This window comes from Mesorhizobium sp. M0317 (assembly GCF_040321555.1).
Classification (GTDB): domain Bacteria; phylum Pseudomonadota; class Alphaproteobacteria; order Rhizobiales; family Rhizobiaceae; genus Mesorhizobium.
Window position 1 is genome coordinate 69,106 of record NZ_JAMYRV010000001.1, and the last position, 25,149, is coordinate 94,254.

A 25,149-nucleotide genomic window follows, 5' to 3' on the forward strand; every position below is an offset into this window, starting at 1 on the left:
AGTCATTGCCGCCACTTGGCACCGCGCTTTCTGCCACTCCCGGCTGCGACTATAACGCCAGTCCAAAGGTACCGGCGGAGGAGACGGGCGTGGTCGCAAATTACATCGACGAGTTCATCATGTTCTGCGCTGGGCTGTGGATGACAGGCGTTGGTTTTGGGCTGCTCCAAAGTCCTTTTCAGGCCCAGAAAGGTCAGCAGCAATGGTGGCTGCAGGTCGCGAAGCATTTCAAATGGATGGGACCGCTTTTGATTTTGATCGCAATAGTGCTCGCGTTCGCGGCGCCGTCCTAGCGGGTTCCGACAGCATTGAGAGACCCGTGGTGTCCTGCAACTGGCAACCGCTGTGTTGTCGGCCTTGCGCCTGATACGTTCGTTGGGGTGCGCTGTGGTTGCTCGCGTTCTGGAGCATCGGCGCCATCGAATCCTGCCTTCAGCTTTTCCACGTGTCGCCTGGCAAAAACCAACGGGAAGGCGGCCTTGGCGAGGACTCCAGGGCCAGCCTTCCCGTTGGGCAAGTCGGCCGTGTCAGGCCTTCTTGGCCTCCACCTTGTTGTGGTGGTGGTGGTGGTGGTGATGGTGATGGCGGTGATGCTTGTTGTGATGATGATGATGGTGGTGATGCTTCTTGTGCAGCGGTGCTGCGTCGGCGCTGCTGGCGCCGATGAGCGGCAGAGAGACAGCCAGGGCAAAAGCCAGCCCGAGAGCCGACAGGAGGGACTTCTTCATGACTTAGTTTCCTTTTCTGCGCGGGCTGAATTTGGCCGTCACCGAGCAAGATCGGTGCCGGTGAACCCCGCAGTCATGACTATCGCCTCCGAACTTTTCGACAGTTTTTCCGGACTGTAGAATTTTGTTTCTGGATTGTGTCTGGCGGCTTCGTCGGCAACTTACATCGGCGGAATGACGCCGTTGGTGCCGACAACGACCCGGCCCGCGGTCAGCTTGCCGTCGCTGCCGCGCTCGGCGTTGACGAACACCACAGCGCCAGGCTTGAGGTCGGCGGGCGTCGCCGGCGCGAAGGTCACCACCGGCGTCGTCTGCGGGATCGCGATCTGCTTTTTCTGGCCATTGTCGTAGGTCAGCATCACCGTGCGATCTGCAATCTCGGTGACATCGGCGACCGTGCCGTTGGTCATCCGGCTGTTGGGCTCGAGATCCCACGGGCGGTCGCCTTCGCCGGCGCCCTTCAGCGCGGCCGGGAAGATCACCACCTCAAGCGCGCCGCTGCCGCCATCGGCCTTCGAAACAGAGGCAATGCCGAGGAAATCGCCTTGCTTGATATCCCCGGCATCCGCCTTGGCGACGCCGGAAATCTTCCACCCTTCAGCCAGCGCGATGGCGTCGGTAGCGCCTTCGCGGGTCTTCACCGTCAGCGTCGCTCCGGCAAAGGCGGTCACCGTGCCGCGAATGCGCACGGCCTCGGCGGCTTGCGCCGCGACCATGCTCGCGCCAGCGAGGCCTGAAATCGTGGCGAGCACGATGGCTGATGTCTTGAATGTCATGGATCTGATCCTCTTGGGAAAAGCTGGCCCGATGCGGCTGCCAGCAACATCAGGTTAACGCGCGAGCGGCGCAAAACCGCTGAACACTTCGGCGTGCGGCCCTTCAAAAGAACTTGATTGGGAGATCGGGGCGGAGATCCTATATGTGCCCTGGCGCCTGCGGTTTTGACGCTGGTTCACGATGCTGTGACGGTCGGTTTGGGCCTTGGCAAATCGCCGTCAAGCGGGCATTGTCCCGGCTCTCAGGCAACACCCTATCATTTGATCCAAAACTCTTTAGCCCCATGGAGTTGCCAATGCCCCAAACTGCAAAACACGAACCCTTCTCCAGGCTGGCGGCCGATGTTGCGGCCGACGTTGCGCTCGAGCACCCCGGCCTCAAAGCCATCCGGGAGACAAAGGGATACAGTATTGAAGAGCTTTCCCTGACCTGCGGTCTGTCGACCAGCGAGATTGCCGACATAGAGAGCGGCAAGGACACCGATCCGACGAAACTTCGCCGGATCGCCGCAGCATTGCAATTGCCGGAAACGGCCCTGATCGATGCCCCGGCGCCCACGGCGCCTGTGGAAAACCGGTCCGTTTCATAAACAACGGCCAAGCGTCGTTCAACAAGCCCGCCATGGTTTGCCCTGGCGGGCTTGTTGCATTCGCCCAACGGCGAATGTCACTTCTTGCTCGGATCGTCCGCCGGGTTGACGTAGGTGATCGCGAACGGCCCCTCGCCATGAACCTGGACGATCGTAGCGCTTGTCGTCCAGGCGTAATGGTTCATTCCCTGTGGGGCTACGCCGAAGCCGCCGGCGGTCAGTTCGATGCCCTTGGTCTCGTCGAGCTTGTCGCCCATGCCGATATGAAAATTGCCGGAAATCACCGTCACATATTCCGAGGTGGGATGGTTGTGCGCGGCAATCCTGTAGCCGGCCGGCAGCTTCAACCGCAGCACGTAGATGCCATCCTTCGAGGGGTCCCCGGCGATGACAGCCATGTCCGCGCCGGCGGGCAGCACAGCAGGAGCAGGGCCCCATTTGATGGCGTCCGCGTTCATCGGCATGTCGTCGGCAAGCAGCGGCGCCGTCCCGATAAGCAGCAGCGCCAGAGCCGAGGCGAGCTTGAGCATGATGATCTCTCCGGTTGGTCGTGGGAGCACAGCATCAGCGCCGGCCCTGATCCATTGCGACCTACCAATGCAGCAGCCCGAACACATCTCCCGCACGGGGGATGCGCCTTGTGTTGCCGACATGCGGCGCGACCCGCCTGGCCTAGTATCGCTGCAGCCGTCGAGGGGCGGGGAGGTTGCAGCCGACCGAGCGTGAAGCTATCCAGTGTGAACGCTAACCGTTTTCGAATGGGACGATGCCGAGATGAGCCTTGAGACCGTGCGCGCCTTCCTGGCTGCCCATGCGCCCGATGTCGAAGTGCTCGTCACCGAAGCGAGTTCCGCGACGGTGGCGCTGGCGGCTGAGGCGCATGGCGTGGAGCCGGCGCAGATCGCCAAGACCATCTGCCTGCGCGTCGGCGGTGAGACCATGCTGATCGTGGCCGGCGGCATGTCGAGGCTCGACAACCGCAAATTCAAGGACCGCTTCGGCGGCAAGCCGCGCATGCTTGACGCCGACGAGGTTGTCGCGATTACCAGCCATCCCGTCGGCGGCGTCTGCCCATTCGGCCTGCCGGCGCCGCTGCCGGTCTATTGCGACGTCTCGCTGCGCGCCTTCGATGAAGTCGTGCCCGCGGCCGGCGCCACCAACGCCGCGGTGCGGCTGAGCCCTGAGCGCATGGCACAGATTGTCGATGCCGAATGGGTCGATGTGTGCCAGTAGTAATCGTCGGCTGATTTCAGCAGGAGATTTCTGGGAGCAAAACGACTGCGAGCGCAGCTAGTAGAAGATTGAACGACCCATTATACGTGGCGGAATGAACGACGTTTTTGGTTACATCGCCTATGGTGAGAACGAGCTTTACCATCGCGGCGCGCTACTCAGCGCCCTCAAGCTTTTGCACCATTGCCCGACCGCCAGAATAGTCGTCGCAACGGACAGGACTGACCTATTTCGCGCTTATCCTGTTGAGACAATGCTCATAACGGCCGAACAGAAAGACCAGTGGTCTTTCGGCGGAAGCTACCATTTCGGTATCAAGGCCGGGGCTATGCGTGAGCTTTTGCAGCGAGCAGATCGGCTCCTTTTCATGGACACCGACATGTACCCGGTGGGTGACCCGTCGAAGGGCTTCCGCTCGATCTCTGCGACCCATTCCACTATGCGCCTGTGCGAAGGGCCGCATCGCATCTATCAGAACGCGCTGCCGGGCAAGAACATCAGCGTCGGCGGCCAGGTCCTGACCGGCCAGGAACCGATGTGGAACAGCGGCATCGTCGGGATCCACCGGGACAACCTCACAGCCATGGTGGACGCCTTCGCCGCTATCAAGGCCGTTCATAAGGTGACCGACACTTGGGCGCCCGAGCAGTTCTGCCTCGGGGTAGCCCTTTCTCAAAACGGCCGAACCATAAGCCCTCATAGCCTGCCGATCCGACACTACAATACCCGAGGCAAAAAGCAGTTCGCTGAGCCGCGTGTTCATGCGTTCTTTAACGCGTACGGCATGGCGCCAGTCGGCCAGCAGGTTGCAAAGGCCAGTCGATATCGTCTATGGCGGACTCCCGCGGATCTCTTGCTCCAGAAGCTTAAGAGGTCACTGTGACGGGCTGGCTGCGCATGAGGAATCTGTTTCGATCCAAGCTGCCCCCAAGCGTGACCGTTGGACGTCACACCTATGGGGTGAGCCGGAAGAAGGTGCTTGGAGCGTCTGCCGCCACTCCGTTGGCCCTTGGGGCGTTCTGTTCGGTCGCCGGCAACGTGAGCTTTGAATGTTCCGGGGGAAGCCACGTGCCTTGGGCTGCAACCACTTTTCCGATCCACAGCCGCATGATGAACGCGACCGATCTCAATTCGCACGGCGGCAAACCCGTCGGCATTACCATCGCCAATGATGTCTGGATCGGCCGCCAAGCGCTGATCATGCCAGGCGTCCACATCGCGGATGGCGCTATTGTTGCGGCCGGCGCCATTGTCACCAGGGATGTGCCGCCATACGCGATCGTCGGCGGGGTCCCGGCCAAGCTTATCCGGTATCGCTTTTCACAGGATGTTATTGCGAAATTGCTGGCGATCCGGTGGTGGGAATGGAGCGACGAGAAGATCAAGCAGGAGGCTGCTTTTCTCACAGGTCCCATCGAACTCTTTATCGAGCGGCACGCCAGCATGACGGCTTAAGAATGCATCTTGTTTGCGGGAAGTCGAAAAGACGGTAGCCACCTTGGGGGAAGCGGCCAACTATTTGTTTGGTCGGAGTGGCCGGATTCGAACCGACGACCCCTTGACCCCCAGTCAAGTGCGCTACCGGGCTGCGCTACACTCCGGACCGCGCAAAGCCATATATTTTCAAGGGTTATGGTGCAAGCGCTAAAACGGCGCGTTGGACCGGAAAAATCGCGAGGCATCCGGCCTTGTCGGCGCAACGCCAAGACGGTATGGCTCGCCCAATACCGATAAGAAGGATTGCGCGTGGCAAATTCCTGTTTTTTTCTAGCGGCCGACGCCAACTATTTCCCATATGCATGCTTGGCGGCGCGCAGAATTCTGGACGTTTCGGGAGACGCAACGCCAGGCTTCATCCTGCATTTCGGCGCACGCGATGCCGATATGCGTGTTGCTGAACGCCTGCTGAAGAATTGCCTTCGCATAATGGACGTATCGGCGTTGTTTGCGCAGGCCGGTCATACTTTCCGGCCAAGCAATGTCGGCACTTTTGTTCGGCTTTTCGCCGACCAACTGCCTCAGTTCGCGGACTATGACCGCATCGCCCATGTTGATTGTGATGTCCTCTTCAATCGGGATATAGGTGACCTGGTGGGCCAGACACTTCATGCCCCATTGTTGGCCGCCCATGACGATTATATGTACTTCCGCCCAGGCTACCGGCACAAATTGTCGATGCAGCCGGGAGCGCCTTACTTCAATGCCGGTATCATCGTCTTCAACATGCCGCTGGTGCGTGAACAGGGACTTTTGCACCGCGCCAGAGATGTCGCCGTTGCCGGGCAGATGAACGATCAGAACGCGCTGAACATCGTCTTCGAGGGCAAGTGGCAGACGATGCATCCGAACTGGAATTTGATGTCCAACGATACGAAGGAATTTCGGTTCGCCCAAGCCTATGCCCGGCATTTCGCCGGCGGCAAGCCGTGGGGGAGCCAGGTCGACGTGGAACTTGAGGCGCTTGCCGTCTGGCGCGGTCTGGCAAGGGATACGCCTTGGCTCCAGCCCTTCCGGCAGCGCATTCCCTTCGAGCGAGGCGTCATGAGGCGATTCGCTCGCAGATTCGACGGCATCATGGGGATGTTGCCTGCCAAGGATCGGTATCGGCGGCGGGCAAGGTATGATGGAAGCAAGGTGCATAGGATTTATGCCGAGCATGCCCTTGCCGGTGCGATGGCCGTGCAGTTTCCTGAAATACTCGGCGGTTTCGCTTGAGATATTCGCGACTTTGATCCGTAAGGCGCAGGGCAGGAGAATTAGACTGTGTCGCAAAAGCCATGCTTCTTTTTCGCCGCCGATCAAAGGTATTTTCCGTACACCTGCTTGGCGGCGCGCCGTGTGTTGGATTTGTCCGGCGCCGTCGACGGCTTTATTTTGCACACCGGCGTCATTCCCAGTGACGACCGGTCTGCCGGTGAGCGTTTGCTCGAGGGGAGGATCGGCATCATCGACGTAACGAAGTTCATGGAGGCGACGAACTTCAATCGTGGAACGCATCCCACGCTTGCGACCTACATCAGGCTGTTCGCCGATCAATTGCCTCAATTCGAGCCATACGACCGCATCGCCTATTCAGACGCCGATGTGCTTTTCAACCGATCGATAGCAGATCTCTGCAACACCCCGCTCAACGCTCCGCTGCTGGCCGCACACGACGAGCAGACCTATTTCGACGTAAAGTATCGACAGCATTTGCCGATGCAGCCAGGGGCGCCGAAGTTCAATGCCGGCGTGCTGGTGTTCAACATGCCGCTGGTCAGGCAGGAGGGGCTTCTGGAGCGTACCCGGCAGTTGGCCTCCGAGCAGGTTTACGGGATGGATCAAGGTGCGTTGAACGTGGCTTTCGAGGGCAGGTGGCAGACGATGCACCCGTTCTGGAACGTGATGACCAACTACAGCAGCCAGATCCCGTTCAGCAGGTCCTATGCGCGGCACTTCGCCTGGGGCAAACCTTGGGAGCCTCGCCCGGTCGGTGTCGAGGTCGACGCTATGGCCATCTATCGCGATCTGGCGAAAGGCACGCCCTGGGCCGGCCGTTTCAGCAGCAGCTGGCCGATCAAGAGAGGCATACTGAAAAACCTCGGCCGCAAGTTCGACGCCATCAGCGGGATTTTGCTCAACGACGAGAAGCGCAAGCGACGGGCGCGGTTCGACGCCGAAAAGGTTAGCGCCATCTTTGCCGATCACGCCGACAAATCGATGCTGGCAGTGCGGTATCCCGAGCGGGTGACCGGTATCGCGAGATAGACGAAATCGTCGGTCGCAATTCGTTCTGAAGGCGAAGTCATCCGAACTCGGCGGCTTTCCCATCGGTTTAGCTTGCCGCCACCGCCCGCAACCCGCGCTGATGCCTGTTTTCCAGCGCGATCGCGCCCCAGATCAGGCCGAGCAGCAGGTAGACATGGCGCCAGTGGTCGATGTCGATGAAGGTGCCGAGCCCGATATTGCCGATGAAAGCGACGTAGGCGCAGAGCAGATAGGGCTGCCACGGCCGGTCGCGCAAAAGGATGCGGAAGCCGGCCGCGATCGTCCACAGCGTCAGCGACAGAAATGAGACGAAGCCGAGCCAGCCATAATCCATCAGCGTCTTCAGCCAGATGTCGTGCGTGTCTTCGCCGAAAATGGTGCCGAACACCAGCGGGCCGATGCCGAGCGGATGTTCGAGCGCCATCTCGAAGCCGATCGTGTAGCGGGCAAAGCGGCCAAGGCGCGCCGTGTCGTAGCTCTGTTCGAACTGGGCGCGGCTGGAAAACATCTCGCCGACGCCGGGCAGCTGCAGGATGACGATCATGGCGACCACCAGCAGGGTGACGGCGGCTATGCTCATGATGATGACGCGCAGCCGGAACTTGCCGCTGTTGCTTTGCAGGAACAGGGCGCCGGTGAGCAGGATGGCCGAGACGGCGAACATGCCCCAGGCGCCGCGCGAGAAGGAGAAGAAAATGCCGGCGGTGATGATCAGCAGCGGCACCGCCAGAAGCGGCATGCGCGCGATCGAGCCGGTCAACAGGAGATAGAGCAGATAGATGCCGGGCAGCACCAGGAATGGTCCGAACACGTTCGGATCCTGGAAGGCGCCCTGGGCGCGGTCGTATCTGGTGAAGATTTCAGCGCCCGGGAAAGCGTGGAAATAGCCGGCAATGCCGAGCAGCGAGGTCACCACCGCGGAGACGACATAGGCGATGAAGATCAGCCGGTAGAGGCCGGGCTGCACCGCCGTCACAGACGAGAAGAACACCGCGGTGAACGCGAGAAAAAGCGAGACGGCGAGATAGAGCGGTGTGTTGGCGAGATCGGCCATCTGCGTCATGGCAATCATGCCGCCGATGTTCATCGTGATCAGCAGCACGAGCAGCGGCACGGCCGCGCGCGATATGCGCAGGCCAAACAGCCCCCACACCCCGATCAGCCCGAGCATGAAAAGATCGTAGGGCGCCGGTTCGTCGATGACGAAGCCCGACAGGAAGACGCCGAAAAACACCGCGCCCGAGGATATCAGCGCGATCAGCTTGGCATTGACCGCAGCCTGCGGCACATCATGGGAAATCGCGCTCAATAGGCGTTTTCCGTGTTGAGCAGCCGCAGCGGCGTCATGAGCAGGATGCGCAGATCGAACAGCATCGACCAGTTCTCGATGTAATAGAGGTCGTATTCCGTGCGCATGCGGATCTTCTCATTGGTGTCCATCTCGCCGCGCCAGCCATTGATCTGCGCCCAGCCGGTGACGCCGGGCTTGACCTTGTGGCGGGCGAAATAGCCGTCGACCACCTCGTTGTAGAGAAGGTTGTGCGACTGCGCGGCAATCGCATGCGGGCGCGGACCGACCAGCGACAGAGTGCCGAACAGCGAGTTGAAGAACTGCGGCAGCTCGTCGATCGAGCTCTTGCGAATGAAGCGGCCGACGCGGGTGACGCGCGGATCGTTCTTGGTCACCGTCTGCTTGGCGGTCGGGTCCGAGCGATCGGTATACATGGAGCGGAATTTGTAGACTTCGACGATCTCGTTGTTGAAGCCGTGCCGCTTCTGCTTGAACAGCACCGGACCCTTGCTGTCGAGCTTGATGGCGATGGCAGTCGCCAGCATCACCGGTGAAAACAGGATGATGCCGATCAGCGAGAAGACGATGTCGAAGGCGCGCTTGGCGACCGAATCCCAGTCGTTGATCGGCCTGTCGAAGATGTCGAGCATCGGCACCGAGCCGATGTAGGAATAGGCGCGCGGGCGAAACTGCAAAGCGTTCGAATGCGCCGAGAGCCGGATGTCGACCGGCAGCACCCAGAGCTTCTTCAGCAGTTGCAGCACGCGCGTTTCGGCAGTCAGCGGCAGCGACACGATCAGCATGTCGATGCGCGCGATGCGGGCGAATTCCATCAGCTCCGAAATGGTGCCGAGCTTGGGATAGCCGGCCACGATCGGCGGCGAGCGCTTGTCGCCGCGGTCATCGAAGATGCCGCAGATGCGGATGTCGTTGTCTGGCTGCTTCTCGACCGAGCGGATCAGCATCTCGGCCGCCTTGCCGCCGCCGACGATGACGGCGCGGCGTTCCATGCGGCCGTTGCGCGCCCAGCGCCGGATCAGCTTCGACATCACCAGCCTGAGGCCGAACAGCAGAAGCAGGCCGACGACAAACCAGGTGCCGAACAGCAGACGCGAATAATCCTCCGACATTTTCATGATGAAGGCCGTCAGCGCCATCAGCGCGAAGGTGCCGGCCCAGACCATCAGCACGCGACCGAGATTGGAGATCGGTCGCATCAAGGCGGAGATCTGGTAGCAATCGCTGACGTCGAGCAGCACCACAGCCACGAATGACGCCGCGGCAATGGTCAGCGGATATTGCCAGGCGAGATAGTTGAAGAAGCCGACAAAATGGAAGTAGAGCGCGAGCCCCGACAGGAACAGCAAGCCGAATTCGACGATGCGCAGTACGCCGCTGACCATGACCGGCGACATCGTATCGCGCCGGTATTGCGAGGCGACCTGGCGGGCAACACTGTTCATGCCGCCGGGCGTGGGGCTCTCGGCAGGACTGCCGAATTTGCGCACCGCATCGGCCGAAAAGCGGCGCGTGGGGTCGGTCTCGTTCATCGGGTTTCCCACAAGGTTCCGCCATGACGATAGCAGAAAGAGAGCTAAAAAAACCTTGAGAACAACTTGTGGTTTTGGACGGTCGTCTATCTGTTGAGCGCGGCGAAATAGGCCCTTTCGATTTCGGCGGCCATCACATCGGCGCCGAATCGCGCCCTGAGCCTGGCGGTGTCGGGCATGACGCGCCGGTATGCGTCGAGATCGCGCAGCGCTTCACCCACCTTGTCGCCGAGTTGGCGCGGATCGGGACGGATCAGGGCAGGGGATCCCTCACCGAAGATTTCGGGAATGCCGCCGACGGCCGTGGCGATCATCGGCCTGCCTGCGGCCAGCGTCTCCAGCACGATATAGGGCATGGCTTCCGCGCGCGACGGCACAACCACGAGGTCGGCCAGTGCAAAGGCCTCCCTGGCTGGCATAGGCGGCAAGAAGCGGACCTGTTTTTCGAGGCCCAGCCGTTTCACCTGCGCATGGTAGCGCGGCAGGTCGTCGCCATCGCCGACCATGACCGCGGTCAAGCGGCGCTCAAGCTGGGACCCGGCCAGCACCAGCGCGTCGATGAAAATGTCAGGTCCTTTGAGGTCGCGCATCATGCCGATGTAGAGCAGGTCGGCTGCGTCGGGCTGTGCGACCACCGGTTCGAACTCGGCGGCGCGCAGGCCGTTATAGACCAGCGTGTTCGGGATAGGCGGTTCGCCGACCTTCTTGCGATAGGTGCGCCGCTCATAGTCGGAGACGAACAGCAGGCAGTCGGTGAAGCGCGCCATGAAGCGCTCGAGCGCGAAGAACAGCTTTCCGGTGGTCGTCGTTTCGTCGTAGTGGAGGGAGCCGCCATGCGGCGAATAAAGGCGGGCTACGCGAGACCTTGATACCCGCAACAATGAGCCGAACAGACGGGCATAGGCGCCACCTTTGGCGCCGTGCCCGTGCAACACGTCCGGCCGCAATTCCTTGATGATTCGATAGGTAAGCCAAGCGGAGGCGAGGTCGCCCGGTCCGACATGGCGCTGCATCGGCGTGCGATGGATACCGAGCGCCAGGCTGTCCTTCATCTGGTCGAACAGGCGTTCCTCGTATTGGCCGCCGGTGGTCGAATCGCAGACGATGCCGACAGCATGTCCGGCGGCGAGCTGGGCCTCCGTCAGGTCGCGCACATGCCGGAAGATCCCGCCGACGGGTGAGCGAAAGCAGTGGACGATCCTGAGCTGGTCCGCCACGTTGATGTCAGAACAGGCGTTCGCGAACGTAGACCGTGTCGCCCGGCAGCAGCGGATCGGAGGTAACCACCCGGCCTGTCATCACCTTGCCGTTGATGTCGCGGGTGATGTCGACGCTTTCCTGGTTGGCGCGCGGCGAGAAACCGCCAGCAATCGCGATGGCCTTCTGCACGGTGAGGCCCGGCACGTAGGAATACTGGCCGGCGGCACCCACTTCGCCCATGACGAAGATCGGCCGGTAGCGATCGATCTCGACCGACACGTCGGGGTCGCGCAGATAGCCTTGGCGCAGTTTGTCGGCGAGCGCTTTTTCCAGCTGCTGGGCCGTGTGGCCGCGCGCCGGCACCGCGCCGACCAGCGGGAAGGACATGTAGCCGGACTGGTCGACACTGTAGGTGTTGGTCAGACCGTCCTGTTCGAACACCGTGACGCGGACACGGTCGCCGGCGCCGAGCCGATACGGCTGGTCGAGTACCTCGTGGAAGGCCGCCGGCGTCGGCCGGTAGCTGGAGCAACCGGCGAGCATCGACACGGCCAGCAGAGCGCGAAACAGACCAGCAGCGCTTTTCATGATCGGACACACACCTTCGTCGCTATGGCCGCCAGGACACGGCGGCAAACCTTAAGGATCTGGTTTCGTTATCATCCTGTTAGGGTTAATGGCCGGTAAAGGGACGCGGCCGATTTGGCGGCAATCGACAAAAAGCCGTATAGTTTTGCTGGCTTTGTTTACCGGATGTCAGCAAACCCTAACAGCTGCTTGCCGCGATCTTAACGGCTGAGTTACCATAGTTGTTTACGCTACCATCTAGCCTCATGTTCCGGAGCAGGAATGCATGTCCGACCAGTCCGCGGCCGCAGATGTCGATGTCGACCTGAGACAGCTCTTCGCCAGCCTGGCGCGGAACTGGCTGCGCATTCTTGTGATCACGATTCTCGTCACTGGTCTCGCCTTCGCGTTCGCGTGGCTTGCCACGCCGCATTACAAGGCGACGACGCAGCTGAAAATCCAGTTGAGCGAATCGGCCTATACGCGGCCTGCCGGTACCAATGAAGACGACAAACCTGTGCTCGATGCGGAAGGTGTAGCAACTGAGGTTCAGGTCATTTCCTCGTCCGACATTCTCAATAAGGTGGCTGGCAATCTGCACCTGGGCGACAAGCCCGAGTTCAACGATGCGCTCGGCATGTCGCCGGTAGCCCGACTTCTTGTCATTGCCGGACTGAAAAGTGATCCGGCAGAGATTCCGCTCGAAGAGCGCGTGCTGACTAAAATGCGCGACAAGCTAAACGTCTATGGCGTGGAGAAGACGCGTGCCATCGCCGTCGAATTTTCCTCGGAAGACCGCCAGCTTGCCGCCGATATTCCGAATGCCATCGCCAAGGCCTACATGGCCTATCAGGCGGATGCCAAGACCACGTCGAACGCGGCCGCGACCGCCTTCCTCGGGCCGGAGATCGAGGAGCTGCAGAAGCAGGTCAGGGATGCAGAGGCCAAGGTCGCGGCCTTCCGCTCCGCTCAGTCGGACCTGTTGATGGCTGGCAACAATTCGGTGCTGGCGACACAGCAATTGTCCGAACTATCGAGCGAGCTGTCGCGTGTGCGCGCCAGCCGCGCCTCGGCTGAGGCAACGGCCGAAAGGGTGCGCCAGGCCCTGCAGAATGGCGGTTCGCTGGACGCTGTACCCGAAGTGCTGTCTTCCGATCTGATCCAGCGGCTGCGCGAGCGTCAGATCGAGCTCAGAACCAACATCGCCGATCTTTCCACCACTTTGCTCGACAACCATCCGCGCCTGCGGGCGATGAGGTCGCAGCTAGCCGATCTCGACGGTCAGATCCGCAACGAGGCGCAAAAGATCATGCGCGGGTTGCTGACGCAGGCGCAGACCGCCCAGGCGCGCGAAAACCAGCTGGTATCGGACGTCAACAAGCTGAAAGCGGCGTCGTCGCGCGCCGGCGAGGAGCAAGTCCAGCTGGATGCGCTGCAGCGTGAGGCGAACGTCCGGCGCCAGCAGCTTGAATCCTATATGGCGAGCTTCCGCGAAGTGTCCTCGCGCAAGAATTACCTGCCGGTCGATGCCAGCGTGTTTTCCGAGGCGCGCGTGCCGTCGGAACCCTATTTCCCCAAGCTCGTGCCGATCGTCGGCGCCGCCTTCGTCGGCTCGCTGGTTCTGATGTCGGTCATCACGCTGCTGCAGGAGCTGTTTTCGGGCCGCGCCATGCGTCCGGCCCCAGGGGCGCGCTTCGAGCGTATCGAGCAGGTTGCGATGCCGGCAATGTCGGCGCCGGTAGGCGACCCGGAACCGGCTCCTGAGGTCGTGGAAGTGGACGATCAGCCGACGACCATGGAGTCTGAACTGGCGCCAAAGCCCGAGCCGGCTCCTGCAGTGCAGGAGGACGCAGCGATCGCCGGTTCCGAACCGCAAGCCGAACCTGAACCTGTCCGCTCCAGCCTTGGCGAGATCGATGTCGAGAAGGCGGCGGAGAAGCTGATCGCCAGCGGTGCTGCGCGCGCCATCTTCGTCTCGCCCGAAGGCGATGAGGCCGCGGCCTCGGCAGTGCTGGTAGCGCGCGAAGTCTCCGACGCTGGCCTGCGCGTGCTGCTGCTCGATCTCACGGCGTCAGGTGCCGCCTCGCGGCCGATGCTGGACAGCGGACTTTTCCCCGGCATCACCAATCTGCTGGCTTCGGAAGCGCAGTTCAGCGACGTCATCCACGCCGACCTCTATTCGGACTGCCACGTCGTTCCCGTCGGCACCGCCGATCCGGTGCGCGCCATGCGCGCCGCCGACCGGCTGCCGATCATCATGCAGTCGCTGACCACCGCCTATGATCTGGTCATCGTCGAATGCGGACCGGCCGATGCGCAAGGCATCAGCCGACTGGTCGGCGACAGCACCGAGGTCTTCATGTCCATGCTGCAGGCGGACGATGAGGTGGCGCAGGCCGCCGTCGAGCTGATCGAAAGCGGCTATCCCGACCTCACTCTGGTGACGCCGATCGGCCACGAGACGCCGGGTAACCCCGTGCCGGGACGACGTAGCGCCGCCTGAGACATCAGACAATTCGACTTAGGCCGCGCTACTACGGATCGGCTCGTCCATCGCCCGCCGGCTCCCGAAAAACCAAGCTTGTCAGTCGGCGCCGGGATCTACCCCAACTCCAGGGTTGTCACGCCAAATATTCGGCGCGAGTCGACCTTCGGAGGCGGGCCCTTGTACATGCGCGTGGTGGTGAAGGTCGGCCTGAAACCAATTGCTGAAAGCGCCGTGGTGAAATCGAAATTTTCGGCAGGAACGTCGATATGCAGGTCGCCACCTTCGCATGCGGCAGCCAGACTGCCCATGAGCTGCATGGCCGTCTCGGTGTCGTCGGCAAACAGCGGGCCGATCTTGTAACCCGAACGGCAGGGACGAGCCACGGCGTAGCCTATGGTGCCGAGTGAACTGATCGCGGCGAACCCGCAATGCGGCGGCTGCGCCCAGCGGTGCAGGAAGGCTCGTCGAGGCGCGGGGAAACAGCGGGCGTCATAGGCGATGATGTCGGGCACGAGTTGCGTGGTTATCATGCGCACCCCTTCGCTTTGGACGGGCGGGGTCGCGATACGGCCGCTGAAGCGGATGGTTTCGTACGCCGAGCTGAATCCCGTGCGGCGATAATTCGCCAGCTGCGCGGCGACCCCGTCGAGGCCGACCGTTCGGCCGGCCAGCCTGGCCATGCCCGCATTCCAGACTGCTTTGCCATGGCCTTTGCCGCGCATGTCTGGTCGGCAGATGTAGAGACCGATGAAACCGAAGTTGCCGCCATAGGCGACAGCCGAGATGGCGGCGGTCATCTCGTTGTCGACAAAAGCGCCGATGAACCCTTCAGGATCGGTTGGCCGGAACGCGGCGGCATCGTCAAGGCCAGGGTTCCAGCCTTCAGCCGCCGCCCAGTCGATGAGAACGGTCAGTTCCGGCGGAGACAATGCGCGGACGGTAGGCTTCATAGCGTTCACTCCGCCGCGATCACCCCCGGCGAGAAGGATTTCAGCACGCCGCGATAGGGCTTGGCCAGCGGACTGGCATAGGCGCCGCGCTTCGAGGTCGACAGGCCCAATGCGATCAGCGCCTCGGCCTGTTTGAGGGCGGCGCCGACGCCGTCGATGACGGGCAGGTCGAACTCTTGCTGCAACCGGTGTGCCAGGTCGGCCATGCCGGCGCAGCCGAGCACGATGGCCTCGGCGCGGTCTTCCGCTATGGCGCGGGCGATCTCGGCGCGCAGTTTCTCGACCGCGCCGGAAGCAGCGTCTTCGAGCGAGAGTACGGGAATGTCGGCGGCGCGCACGCGCGCGCGCCCGGCCATGCCGTAGCGCTGCACCAGCCCCTCGACAGGGACAAGCGAGCGTTCGGTGGTCGTCACCACTGTGAAGCGCTGGGCAATGTAGGAGGCGACACCGAGTGCGGCCTCGCAGATGCCGATGACCGGAATGGAGGCCATGGCGCGTGCCGCATCCAGGCCGGTATCGTCGAAGCAGGCGATGATGGCGGCCTGAGCCCCGGCACGTTCGCCGGCGGCGATCTCCATCAAGAGGCCGGGCACGGCCAATGCCTCGTCATAATAGCCCTCGATCGAGGCCGGGCCCATCGAGGAGGTGACCGCGATCACCTCGGTCCCGGCGCCGGCAACGCCGCGCGCCGCCGCCGCGACCGTCTCGGTCATGCTCGCCGTTGTGTTGGGGTTCACCACCAGTATCTGCACAATCAAACCCTGGCCCGCCTGCGGCCAACATAGAGGATGGCGCCCAGTGTGGCCAGGATCACCAGGAAGGAGAACACGGTGGTCACCGTGCCCAGCGCGTAGAGCACCGGCGTCGTGACATTGGTGGTCATGCCGTAGATCTCGAGCGGCAGCGTGTTGAAGGTGCCCGACGTCATCAGCGTGCGGGCGAACTCGTCATAGGACAGCGTGAAGCCGAACAGGCCGACGCCGATCAGGCTCGGCGCGATCATCGGCAGCACGACATGGGCGAAGGTCTGCCAGGAGTTGGCGCCCAGGTCACGCGCGGCTTCCTCATAGGCGGGCGAGAAGCGGTTGAAGACGGCGAACATGATGAGCACGCCGAAGGGCAAGGTCCAGGTCAGGTGCGCGCCGAAGGCCGATGTGTACCAGGCTGGGCGGAAGCCGACCTGCTGGAAGACGACGCCGATGCCGAGCGAAATGATGATCGAGGGTACTACGAGGCTGGCGACCGCCAGGTAGAACAAAGCGGTGGCGCCGCGAAATTTTTGCCGGAAAGCGAGCCCTGCCAGCAGCGACACGACGACGGTGACGATCATCACCATGAGGCCGAGCACGAGCGAGCGCTTGAAGCTGCCGCCGAAATCGCCGACCGCCTGGCGCTCGAACAGATTGGCGAACCAGTGCAGCGACACGCCATTGAGCGGGAAGGTGAGGCCGCCGGTCTCGCCTTGGAAAGAAAGGATCAGGATCGCCGACAGCGGGCCGTAGAGGAACAGCACGAACAGAGTGAAGAAGACCGCAAGCACATAGAATTCGAGGGTGCGTTTTTCGTGGCTCACCTCAAAGCTCCTTGCGGATGTCGACGATGCGCAGGATGCCCGCGACCATCAACAGTACCAACACCAGCAACACTACGGCATTGGCGGCGGCTGCGGGATACTGCAGCAGCGACATCTGGTTCTTCATCATCAGTGCGACCGACGCGCTCTGGCCGCCCGACATCACCTGCACAGTGGAGAAATCGGCCATCACCAGCGTGACGACGAAGATGGTGCCGATCGCCATGCCGGGCTTGGCCAGCGGGATGACGACGTTCCACAAGACCTGCCAGCCGGACGCGCCGGCATCGCGCGCGGCCTCGACCAGCGAGCGGTCGATGCGCATCAACGTGTTGAAGATCGGCGTTACCATGAACAGCGTGTAGAGATGCACCATGGCCAGCACCACGGCGAATTCCGAATAGAGCAGCCATTCGATGGGTTTTGGCACCAGCCCCAATTGCACCAGCGTCGAGTTGATCAACCCGTTACGGCCAAGCACCGGGATCCACGAGATCATGCGGATGATGTTGGAGGTCAGGAACGGCACCGTGCAGACAAGGAACAGCACCATCTGCATGGCGATGGTACGGATATGGAAGGCGAGGAAATAGGCGACCCAGAAGCCGATGAACAAGGTCAGCGCCCAGACGATGGCAGCGAATTTGATGGTGTTGAGATAGGTCTTCCAGGTGACCCATGATCCCAGCACGTCGGAATAGTTCGTCGTCAGGAAATCCGGATACATGGCGGCGAAGTCATAATCCCAGAAGGAGACGACGACGATCATGATGATTGGCAAGAGCAGGAACGCACCGAGGATGAGCGCCAGCGGCGCCGATTGGAGGTAGGGCGTGACGGCACTGATGGAGAAGCGCCGGCGTCTGGCGGGCTTGGCTGCTGCGATGGCGGGGCGTTCGAGAACCACGGTCATGCGGAACACCTTCGCACCGGGATGAGAAGATTTCCTTGGCTGTGATCGTTCGCGCCCCCCTCTGTCCTACCGGACATCTCCCCCTCAAGGGGGGAGATCGGCACCTTCTGCCTCGACGCCTCTTTCCATGAAGTTGAAGATTGGCGAAAACCAAAGCGATATCCAATCTCCCCCCTTGAGGGGGAGATGTCCGGCAGGACAGAGGGGGGCGCGAAGGAATGAGGCATGTCCCGTTGACCCGCTAGCTTACGCCGCGATGAACTCGTTCCAGCGCTTCACCATGTAGCGGTCCTCGTCCATGACCGAGTTCCAGCAGGCGACCTTGCCCATGCGCTCTTCGAACGAGCCGCCGTCGCGCACGGCGCCGGCCTTTTCCATGACGGTGCCGTCCGGCGCCTTGATCTCGCCCTTGGCCGGCTTGCCTTCGATCCAGTAGCCCCATTCGTCGTCGGACATGAACTTCTTGGCCGAGACCATATTGGCGGAATAGTAGCCCTGGCGGTTGAGATAGCCGCCGACCCAGCCCGACGTATACCAGTTGATGTATTCGTAGGCCGCGTCGAGTTCGGCGCCCTTGAGATGGGCGGCAAGGCCAAGGCCGCCGCCCCATGAGCGGTAGCCCTCCTTGAGCGGCTGGAAGCGGCAGGCGATGCCTTTGGAGCGCACGGCGGCGACGGCCGGCGACCACATCGACTGGATGACCACTTCGCCCGATGCCATCAGGTTGACGCTCTCGTCGAACGACTTCCAGAAGGCGCGGAACTGGCCGGCCTGCTTGGCCTTGATGAGGAAGTCGATCGTCTTGTCGATCTCTTCCTTGGTCATGTTGCCCTTGTCGGCATATTTGATGCTGCCTGTGGCCTCCATGATCATGGCCGCATCCATGATACCGATGGACGGGATGTTGAGGATCGCGGTCTTGCCCTTGAAGGCCGGGTCCATGATGTCGGCCCAGGTGGTGATGTCGCGGCCGACGAGGTCGGGCCGGATGCCTAGCGTATCGGCGTTGTAGATCGTCGGCACCATGGTGAACCACTTGGTCGGCGCCTTGGCGAAGGTCTTTGAGTCCTGCGCTTCGACATAGCCGACCGTGTGCGGCGCGGTGCCCTGGGCAATGATGCTGTCGGGCGTCAGCTTGCCGGTTTTGAACAACGGCACCAGCTCGTCGTAATATTTCAGCTTGCTGACATCCATCGGCTGCAGCACGCCGCTCGGGAACACCTTCTTGCAGATCCAGTATTCGATGTCGGCGATGTCATAGCTGTCGGGCTGGGTCACGGCGCGCTGGGCGGCCGCGTCGGAATCGGTCGCCGTCATTTCCAGCGTGATGCCGAGGTCTGCCTTGCACTTGTCGGCGATGGCGTTCAGGTTCGACACGCCGGTGCCGAACTGGCGCAGCGTGATGTTGGACTGCGCCCAGATGGTTGGGAAGCCGGTGATGACGCCCGAGCCGGCGGCGAGGCCGACGGCGGCGGCACCCGTCTTGAGCAACGAACGGCGCGATATGCCAGTCTTTGTTTTTATAGTGTTTGTCATGCCTATTCCCCTGTTTTGTTTTGCTTCGTTGAACTCATGAATGAAGGCGGCCGAGGACGATGGCGTCCTCGGAATCCCAGGCGAGCGGTACGGCGTCGCCAAGGGCGACGGGTTTGGCGAAGAAGTCGGAATCGTCGATGATAACGGTGAAATCGTCGATGCCGCCGCCGGTGACCGACAGCTTCACCGTGGCGCCGCGATATTCGATGTTGGAGACGATGCCGGTGAAGCCGAGGCCGGGAGAGGGTGCTTCGCCGATGCGCACATGGTCGGTGCGGATGGCGATGTCGATCGGCGTGCCCACCTCCTGGCCCGCCTCCAGGCCTTGCCCGCGGGCGGCGAGCGAGGCGCCACCATTGACGTCGAAGACGACCATGCCGTCGCGCGCGCCGGTGACCCGGCCGGAGATGACATTGTGGTCGCCCATGAAGCGCGCGACGAAGGCGGTGGCCGGCCTTTCGAACACATCTCGTGGCGGCGCAGCCTGTTCGATGCGGCCGTCATTCATCACCACGATCAGGTCCGCCAATGCCATGGCCTCCTCCTGACTGTGGGTGACGTGGACGAAAGTGATGCCAAGCGAGGTCTGCAATTTCTTCAGCTCGGCGCGCATGCGTATCTTCAGGAACGGGTCGAGTGCCGACAGCGGCTCGTCGAGCAGCAGCGCCTCGGGATCGGTGATCAGAGCGCGGGCGAGTGCAACACGCTGCTGCTGGCCGCCGGAAAGCTGCGCCGGCCGGCGCGTCGCATAGGCCTCCATCTGCATCAGCTTGAGCATGTCGAGCGCCTTGGCACGGCGCTGCTCCTTGTCGACGCCCTTCATCTTCAGGCTGAAGGCGACATTGTCGACAAGGTCGAGATGCGGAAACAGCGCATAGGACTGGAACATCATCGCCGTGCCACGCTTTGCCGGCGGCAGGTCGGTGACGACAATGTTGCCGAGGCGGACATCGCCCGACGAAATGCTTTCGTGGCCGGCGATCATGCGCAGCGTCGAGGTCTTGCCGCAGCCGGAGGGGCCAAGCAGGCAGCAATAGGTGCCTGCCGGTATCTTCAGGCTGATGGCCTCGACGGCAGTCGTCGTCCCGTACACTTTCGAAACGGACACGATGTCGATCTCGGCGGCTTTGGACATTCAGGCTTCCCCGTTTGGTCGCATTAACCAATGCATTATGCGTGCCAATCGGCGGCAATCGGCCCAAGCGTTTGAATTGTCAGTGAAATCGGGGTTCTTGCCCACTGCCTAGCCGGTAGGCTATCTTGTGCATTGCACAAATTATGGGCGATTGTGCGCGATCTGCACAAGAATAGTATGCAATCTTTTTTGGCTTCGTGTCCACTTTGCCTCTCGTGCGCAGGCGACGAGTTGCGCTAGAAGAGGCTGGGAACCATCATCGCCATGAACATTGCCGATCAGATCCATTCCGCCGACAGCGCCAACCAGGATCGCGCCCAGGCGATTCGCGACAATCTGCGGGACGCCATCGTCGACCGTCGGCTGACGCCCGGCACCAAGCTGTCGGAAGGCGAGGTCGGCACGCTGTTCGACGTCTCGCGCACCGTCGCGCGCGCGGCGCTGCAGATGCTGTCCTTCGAGGGGCTGGTGCGTACCGAGCGCAACCGTGGCGCCTTCGTCGCCAACCCTTCGCCCGAGGAAGCGCGCCAGGTGTTCGCATCGCGCCGGCTGATCGAGCCGGGCATAGCCATTGCCGCCTGTGGGCGGGTCACAGCCACCGATATCGCTGCGTTCCGCGCGCAGCTCGACGAGGAAGGCCGCTTCATCGCCGAGCGCGGCCCAACCGCCCGGCGCTCCGAAATCAAGGCGTCGGGCGATTTCCATCTGCTGCTCGCCTCCGTCGCCGGCAATGCCATCCTGCAGCGCTTCATGGAGGAGCTGGTGGCGCGTTCGTCTCTGGTGATCGCCCTTTACGGACGATCCGGCGTGTCGGCCTGCGGGCACAGTGAGCACACGGAAATGGTCGGCGCGCTGGAGAGCGGCGATTGCGGGTTGGTGAGCCGGCTGATGCTGCACCATATCGACCACATCGAGGCGGATCTCGACCTGCGGGTCAGGGCCGGCCCGGCGCTCCGCGAAGCGCTGAATTTCTGAACGCTAGTTTTCGTCGTCCGTGGGAGCGGGCGCTGCCTGTCCGGCGGCCTTGCGGCGCAGCATCTTGGTCAGCTTCCAGACCGTCGGGTTGTTCTTGATGAAGGCTTTCGCCCGTGCGCCCTGCCGCAGCGCCGACGACAGGGCGCGTCCCTTCAGCGTCAGGGGCGCCAGCACCTCGAAATGCTGGGTCTCGATATCGCACCAGAGCCGCTTGTAGGGCTCGTCGCCGACCGAGAAATCATAGACATCGAAGCCTGTTTGGCAGGCTTCCTCGATGATGTCGAAGAAAAGGAAATCGCCGGGGCTGGTGTGGCCGAGATCGTCCTCGGCGATGGCGCCGAATTCGCAGATCAGGCGTTTGCCCGAGCGGCTCGAGCCGGTGATTGCGCGCAGCTTGCCGGCCACTTCGAGCCCATGCAGCACAAAGGCCGGTTTCTCCTCGGCCAGCGCGCCGGCGAAGAGGGCACGGAAGAAAGCCCGCACCTCCGGCTCGCCGAAGACATTGGCGATGCCCATCTTGGCGAAGCGGAACTCCTTCATCTCGAAGAAAGCGTCGAGCAGCCGGTTCACGTCTTCGGGTGTCTGCGCCTCGATGCGGCGATGAACGCCGACCGCCTCGAACTTGCGTGTCTGCGAACGGTGCTTCTTGCGCTTGCGCTTGCCGCCCACACGCGACAGCAGCGCATCGAAACCACCGTCGAGATTGACGGCGAGCGACAGGTTTGGGCTCGGAAAGTTGGAGAACGCCGCCAGCGGATTGGCAAAGCCATCGAGGTCGGGCAGAAGCCTTTCCAAGGCAACGAGATCGATGTCGGGACGCGCCTTGCCGATCGCCGTCACCAGCCTGCGGATCCCCCCGGCATCGGCCTTTGCCAGCCATGCCGGATCGGCAGCGGCGAAATTGCCGTTGGCATGGCGCCCGCCCATGAAGCGGGCGACGCGGAATGGACCAGTTCGCGTGATTTCCAGTGCCAGTGCAAAGACCGGCCTGTCCTCGATTGTCAGCGTGGCAATGACGGCATCGGGATTGGCCTGCGCCGTCCAGGCACGAACCCAGGCCGCGCTTTGCGCCGGCGCAAACAGCGCCGAACGGCAGAATTCGCCGTAAGAGGCGAGCGCGGCAGCATCTGCGATCGACACCGACAGACTGGTCTGGTCGGCAGCCGGCGTGCGCGCAGACGCCTTGCTTGCGGCGAGCCGATTGCCGTCAAATGACGCGGTGGCGTCAACCATACCTCAATCCTTAAGGCGTATTCGTCGCGATCAGGAGTTCGCGTCGGCGCGTTCCGTGCTTGGATCGAGCCTAGGCGCAAAAGGTGAATGAATGATCGACGGTGGTGAGGCAGTTCGGAAACTGGCGCTTAATATCGCCCGCTTTACCGGCCTTGCACCGCTGGCCAAGCCGTTTGTCGGCGGCATTGGCGCCATCCTCATGTTGCATCGGGTCACCGCCACGCCGGAGAAGCCGGACGGCGTTAACCGCCACCTCAACATCGCCCCGCGATTCCTCGACGCTCTCGTCGCCGACATGAAGGCGAGGGGCTATGCCTTCGTCACCCTCGACGAGGCGATCGAGCGCATCAAGGCCGGCGGCAAGGACGGCCAGTTCGCCACCATCACCGCCGACGACGCCTATCGCGACAACATGACCGAAGCGCTGCCAGTGCTGGAAAAGCACGACGCGCCGATCACCATCTATGTCGCGCCGGGTCTGATCGACGGCAGCGCCGATTTATGGTGGGACGTGGTCGAGGATATCGTCAACGCGCGGGAGCGTTTGACGCTGGCGACGCCGAAGGGGCCGGTGACCATCGACTGCTCGACCCACGGCAAGAAACTCCACGCCAATGCGCGTCTACATGCCTATCTGACGCTCGAGGTGCGCGAGGAGGATCAGCGCGCTGTGCTGCGCGATCTGGCGCGCTCGAACGGCATCGACCTCGATGGCTTGCGCCCAAGCACGCTGATGACCTGGGACGATATCCGCGCCGTGGCCGGGCACAGGCTGGTGACGATCGGCGCGCATACGGTCAACCACCGCAATCTGAAGCGGCTCGACGAAGCCGATGCGCGCCATGAAATCGTCGACGTCAGGCGCCAGCTGCAGGCGCAGCTCGGCGAAGACCCCCGTCATCTCGCTTACCCCTATGGTTACGCCAGCGCTGTCGGCTGCCGCGAAGTGGGCCTTGCCCGCGACGCCGGCTACGCCTCGGCGGTGACCACGCGCCACGGCGTGCTGCACGCCGAGCACGCCGGCTTCCTGCACGCGCTGCCGCGCATTTCGGTCAACGGCCGCTACCAGAGCGTCGCCCATATCCGCACCATGTTGTCGGGCGTGACGACGCCGCTGGCCAATGCCGGCAAAATGGTCGTCACCATCTGACCTGGGTTGGGCTTCAGCCTTTCGGCGGCGGCTCCAGGATCAGCCATTTGATGATGCCCATCGCAGGCAGCACCCAGAACAGGCCACTGAACAGGAAGAACAGGAAATGCACCAGCGGGCTGGATTGCGACAGCTGCGCGACCGCTATGATCGACGCGACCAGGGCATAGATGATGACCAGCGCCACCAGCAGGACAGTTCCGATCAGCTTTTTCAGGCGGATGGGCATGAGCGTTCTCGTTGATCGCCTCCGCTTAGGCCCAACCGGGGGCGCGTGCAACCCGTGACTTGCGGCGCGACGGCGTGCCGCGGCGTCCGGTCTTGTCAGCCGGGTTGCGATGGTTCACCAATCCGCCACGTCAACCTGCCGGGACCAACCCATGGCCGCCATATCAGCCGCCGCGCCTTACATTGACCGCGATCGCGATCTGCAAAACCGGGCTCTGCTGCGCGGCTGGCTTTATGTCGTGCTTCTGGTGCTGTTTGCGCTGGTGCTGGTCGGCGGCGCCACCAGGCTCACCAATTCCGGCCTGTCGATCACGCAGTGGAAGCCGATCCACGGCGTGATACCGCCGCTCAACGACGCCGAGTGGCAGGAGGAGTTCCAGCTCTACCAGAAGATTCCGCAATATGCCGAGCTCAACAAGGGCATGAGCCTGGACGCCTTCAAATCGATCTTCTGGTGGGAATGGGCGCACCGCATCCTGGCGCGCAGTGTCGGCCTGGTCTTCGGCCTGCCGTTGCTGGTCTTGTGGGCGACGCGCCGCATCGAGCGCGGCCTTGGGCCAAAGCTGGTCGGTATTCTGCTGCTTGGTGGCCTGCAAGGCGCCATCGGCTGGTGGATGGTGGCCTCCGGCCTGGTCGACCGCGTCTCCGTCAGCCAGTACCGGCTGGCGACGCATTTGACGCTTGCCGCCCTGATCTTCACTGCCACCATGGTGGTCGCGCGCGGGCTGGCGCCGCATTCGGAGCCTGCCGCCGGCCGGTCGACGCAAAGACTGGCCGGTTTCATCGTGCTGCTGGCGCTGGTCCAGATCTATCTCGGCGGGCTGGTCGCAGGGCTCGACGCCGGCCTGAGCTACAACACCTGGCCGCTGATGGACGGCAAGATCATCCCCGGCGAGCTGCTGCTGCTCGAACCGGCCTGGCGCAATTTCTTCGAGAACCCGAAGACGGTGCAGTTCGTCCACCGGCTCGGCGCCTATACGGTCTTTGCCATCGCGCTCTGGCATATGATAGCGACGCGCCGGCGGCTGCCGGGCACGACACACGCACGCCGCGCAACGCTGCTGTTTCTGCTGGTGCTGGTGCAGGCCTCGATCGGCATCGGCACGCTGCTGATGCAGGTGCCGCTGCACATGGCGCTGACCCATCAGGCCTTCGCGCTTGTCCTGCTGGGATTTGCCGCCGCCCACTGGCGCGGCAACAAGGGCGCCTATCCACTGCCAACGCGGCCGCCCATGAACGCAGGTACATCGTCTACGGTGTCTTGGCCGTCGCAATAATCTGTTTCG

Annotated in this window: 26 protein-coding genes and 1 tRNA gene; 11 read left to right on the top strand and 16 right to left on the bottom strand. The window is 62.5% G+C overall.

All coding sequences use genetic code 11. The annotated features are described in order from the left end of the window. Positions 1-89: 89 nt before the first annotated feature. Positions 90-293, top strand: coding sequence for a hypothetical protein (locus NKI88_RS00365; RefSeq protein ID WP_352653485.1), 204 nt, complete (start codon positions 90-92; stop codon positions 291-293). A gap of 234 nt (positions 294-527) precedes the next feature. Here the strand turns inward: NKI88_RS00365 and NKI88_RS00370 are convergent, their stop codons facing one another. Together NKI88_RS00370 and NKI88_RS00375 are read right to left on the bottom strand one after the other, a co-directional pair. Beyond that, positions 528-728: a hypothetical protein gene (locus tag NKI88_RS00370; RefSeq protein ID WP_032934513.1), complete on the bottom strand. Its 201-nt coding sequence runs from the start codon at positions 726-728 to the stop codon at positions 528-530. A gap of 161 nt (positions 729-889) precedes the next feature. Next, positions 890-1,504, bottom strand: a complete 615-nt coding sequence (locus tag NKI88_RS00375; RefSeq protein WP_023753640.1) for a hypothetical protein — start codon at positions 1,502-1,504, stop codon at positions 890-892. 296 nt (positions 1,505-1,800) lie between these two features. Here NKI88_RS00375 and NKI88_RS00380 point away from each other — a divergent pair, with 296 nt between their 5' ends. Then, on the top strand, positions 1,801-2,094 hold the full coding sequence (locus NKI88_RS00380) for a helix-turn-helix domain-containing protein (RefSeq protein ID WP_023682373.1): 294 nt from the start codon (positions 1,801-1,803) through the stop codon (positions 2,092-2,094). A 77-nt stretch (positions 2,095-2,171) separates the two neighbouring features. Here NKI88_RS00380 and NKI88_RS00385 read toward each other — a convergent pair whose 3' ends face one another. Further along, the gene (locus NKI88_RS00385) at positions 2,172-2,624 is read right to left on the bottom strand and encodes a cupin domain-containing protein (RefSeq protein WP_352653486.1); all 453 of its coding nucleotides are present in this window, start codon (positions 2,622-2,624) and stop codon (positions 2,172-2,174) included. 244 nt (positions 2,625-2,868) lie between these two features. Between NKI88_RS00385 and NKI88_RS00390 the strand changes: the two genes are divergently transcribed. The 3 genes from NKI88_RS00390 (at position 2,869) to NKI88_RS31800 (ending at position 4,782) form a co-directional block, all read left to right on the top strand. Further along, complete coding sequence (locus tag NKI88_RS00390) at positions 2,869-3,327, top strand: YbaK/EbsC family protein (RefSeq protein WP_023705057.1); 459 nt, start codon at positions 2,869-2,871, stop codon at positions 3,325-3,327. A 94-nt stretch (positions 3,328-3,421) separates the two neighbouring features. Then, entirely contained in the window at positions 3,422-4,210 is a 789-nt protein-coding gene (locus tag NKI88_RS00395; RefSeq protein WP_352653487.1) for a hypothetical protein, read from the top strand. Beyond that, complete coding sequence (locus NKI88_RS31800; protein WP_488377244.1) at positions 4,207-4,782, top strand: CatB-related O-acetyltransferase; 576 nt, start codon at positions 4,207-4,209, stop codon at positions 4,780-4,782. Before NKI88_RS00395 ends, NKI88_RS31800 begins: the two co-directional genes overlap by 4 nt. A 69-nt stretch (positions 4,783-4,851) precedes the next feature. Here NKI88_RS31800 and NKI88_RS00405 read toward each other — a convergent pair. Next, positions 4,852-4,928, bottom strand: a tRNA-Pro gene (locus NKI88_RS00405). Between the two features lie 145 nt (positions 4,929-5,073). Here NKI88_RS00405 and NKI88_RS00410 point away from each other — a divergent pair. Beyond that, positions 5,074-6,042, top strand: coding sequence for a glycosyltransferase family 8 protein (locus tag NKI88_RS00410; RefSeq protein WP_352653488.1), 969 nt, complete (start codon positions 5,074-5,076; stop codon positions 6,040-6,042). 48 nt (positions 6,043-6,090) lie between these two features. After that, on the top strand, positions 6,091-7,074 hold the full coding sequence (locus NKI88_RS00415) for a glycosyltransferase family 8 protein (RefSeq protein WP_352653489.1): 984 nt from the start codon (positions 6,091-6,093) through the stop codon (positions 7,072-7,074). A gap of 67 nt (positions 7,075-7,141) precedes the next feature. On the opposite strand, the gene NKI88_RS00420 is transcribed toward NKI88_RS00415, so the two are convergent. The 4 genes from NKI88_RS00420 to NKI88_RS00435 form a co-directional block, all read right to left on the bottom strand. After that, a complete protein-coding gene (locus NKI88_RS00420) occupies positions 7,142-8,383 on the bottom strand; it encodes an O-antigen ligase family protein (RefSeq protein ID WP_352653490.1) in 1,242 nt (413 codons plus the stop codon). After that, the gene (locus NKI88_RS00425; protein WP_023708658.1) at positions 8,380-9,915 is read right to left on the bottom strand and encodes an undecaprenyl-phosphate glucose phosphotransferase; all 1,536 of its coding nucleotides are present in this window, start codon (positions 9,913-9,915) and stop codon (positions 8,380-8,382) included. Before NKI88_RS00425 ends, NKI88_RS00420 begins: the two co-directional genes overlap by 4 nt. A gap of 86 nt (positions 9,916-10,001) precedes the next feature. Continuing rightward, the gene (locus NKI88_RS00430) at positions 10,002-11,132 is read right to left on the bottom strand and encodes a glycosyltransferase (RefSeq protein ID WP_352653491.1); all 1,131 of its coding nucleotides are present in this window, start codon (positions 11,130-11,132) and stop codon (positions 10,002-10,004) included. Positions 11,133-11,139: 7 nt separating this feature from the next. Continuing rightward, on the bottom strand, positions 11,140-11,703 hold the full coding sequence (locus tag NKI88_RS00435; protein WP_023669390.1) for a polysaccharide biosynthesis/export family protein: 564 nt from the start codon (positions 11,701-11,703) through the stop codon (positions 11,140-11,142). 265 nt (positions 11,704-11,968) lie between these two features. Between NKI88_RS00435 and NKI88_RS00440 the strand changes: the two genes are divergently transcribed. Continuing rightward, positions 11,969-14,185 (top strand): GumC family protein, encoded by a 2,217-nt coding sequence (locus tag NKI88_RS00440; protein WP_352653492.1) that lies wholly within the window; start codon positions 11,969-11,971, stop codon positions 14,183-14,185. A 98-nt stretch (positions 14,186-14,283) separates the two neighbouring features. On the opposite strand, the gene NKI88_RS00445 is transcribed toward NKI88_RS00440, so the two are convergent. The 6 genes from NKI88_RS00445 to NKI88_RS00470 all read right to left on the bottom strand — a co-directional run bounded on the left by NKI88_RS00445 (position 14,284) and on the right by NKI88_RS00470 (position 20,277). After that, a complete protein-coding gene (locus NKI88_RS00445; RefSeq protein ID WP_352653635.1) occupies positions 14,284-15,120 on the bottom strand; it encodes a GNAT family N-acetyltransferase in 837 nt (278 codons plus the stop codon). A 5-nt stretch (positions 15,121-15,125) separates the two neighbouring features. Continuing rightward, positions 15,126-15,872, bottom strand: a complete 747-nt coding sequence (locus NKI88_RS00450) for an aspartate/glutamate racemase family protein (RefSeq protein ID WP_352653636.1) — start codon at positions 15,870-15,872, stop codon at positions 15,126-15,128. 2 nt (positions 15,873-15,874) lie between these two features. Further along, positions 15,875-16,693, bottom strand: coding sequence for an ABC transporter permease (locus NKI88_RS00455; protein ID WP_023669394.1), 819 nt, complete (start codon positions 16,691-16,693; stop codon positions 15,875-15,877). Between the two features lies 1 nt (position 16,694). Continuing rightward, positions 16,695-17,606, bottom strand: a complete 912-nt coding sequence (locus tag NKI88_RS00460; protein ID WP_352653493.1) for an ABC transporter permease — start codon at positions 17,604-17,606, stop codon at positions 16,695-16,697. Between the two features lie 246 nt (positions 17,607-17,852). Further along, positions 17,853-19,142 carry an ABC transporter substrate-binding protein gene (locus NKI88_RS00465; protein ID WP_352653494.1) on the bottom strand — a complete coding sequence of 430 codons (1,290 nt, stop codon included), beginning with the start codon at positions 19,140-19,142 and terminating at the stop codon, positions 17,853-17,855. 34 nt (positions 19,143-19,176) lie between these two features. Then, a complete protein-coding gene (locus NKI88_RS00470; RefSeq protein ID WP_352653495.1) occupies positions 19,177-20,277 on the bottom strand; it encodes an ABC transporter ATP-binding protein in 1,101 nt (366 codons plus the stop codon). Positions 20,278-20,541: 264 nt separating this feature from the next. Between NKI88_RS00470 and NKI88_RS00475 the strand changes: the two genes are divergently transcribed. Further along, on the top strand, positions 20,542-21,252 hold the full coding sequence (locus tag NKI88_RS00475) for a GntR family transcriptional regulator (RefSeq protein ID WP_023669398.1): 711 nt from the start codon (positions 20,542-20,544) through the stop codon (positions 21,250-21,252). Between the two features lie 3 nt (positions 21,253-21,255). Here NKI88_RS00475 and NKI88_RS00480 read toward each other — a convergent pair whose 3' ends face one another. Next, positions 21,256-22,485: a GNAT family N-acetyltransferase gene (locus NKI88_RS00480; RefSeq protein ID WP_352653496.1), complete on the bottom strand. Its 1,230-nt coding sequence runs from the start codon at positions 22,483-22,485 to the stop codon at positions 21,256-21,258. A gap of 91 nt (positions 22,486-22,576) precedes the next feature. Here NKI88_RS00480 and NKI88_RS00485 point away from each other — a divergent pair, with 91 nt between their 5' ends. Beyond that, positions 22,577-23,635 carry a polysaccharide deacetylase family protein gene (locus tag NKI88_RS00485; protein ID WP_352653497.1) on the top strand — a complete coding sequence of 353 codons (1,059 nt, stop codon included), beginning with the start codon at positions 22,577-22,579 and terminating at the stop codon, positions 23,633-23,635. A 13-nt stretch (positions 23,636-23,648) separates the two neighbouring features. On the opposite strand, the gene NKI88_RS00490 is transcribed toward NKI88_RS00485, so the two are convergent. Further along, positions 23,649-23,864, bottom strand: a complete 216-nt coding sequence (locus NKI88_RS00490; protein ID WP_352653498.1) for a DUF2842 domain-containing protein — start codon at positions 23,862-23,864, stop codon at positions 23,649-23,651. Positions 23,865-24,015: 151 nt separating this feature from the next. On the opposite strand from NKI88_RS00490, the gene NKI88_RS00495 reads away from it, so the two are divergent. Beyond that, on the top strand, positions 24,016-25,140 hold the full coding sequence (locus NKI88_RS00495; protein WP_352653499.1) for a COX15/CtaA family protein: 1,125 nt from the start codon (positions 24,016-24,018) through the stop codon (positions 25,138-25,140). Positions 25,141-25,149 lie beyond the last annotated feature (9 nt).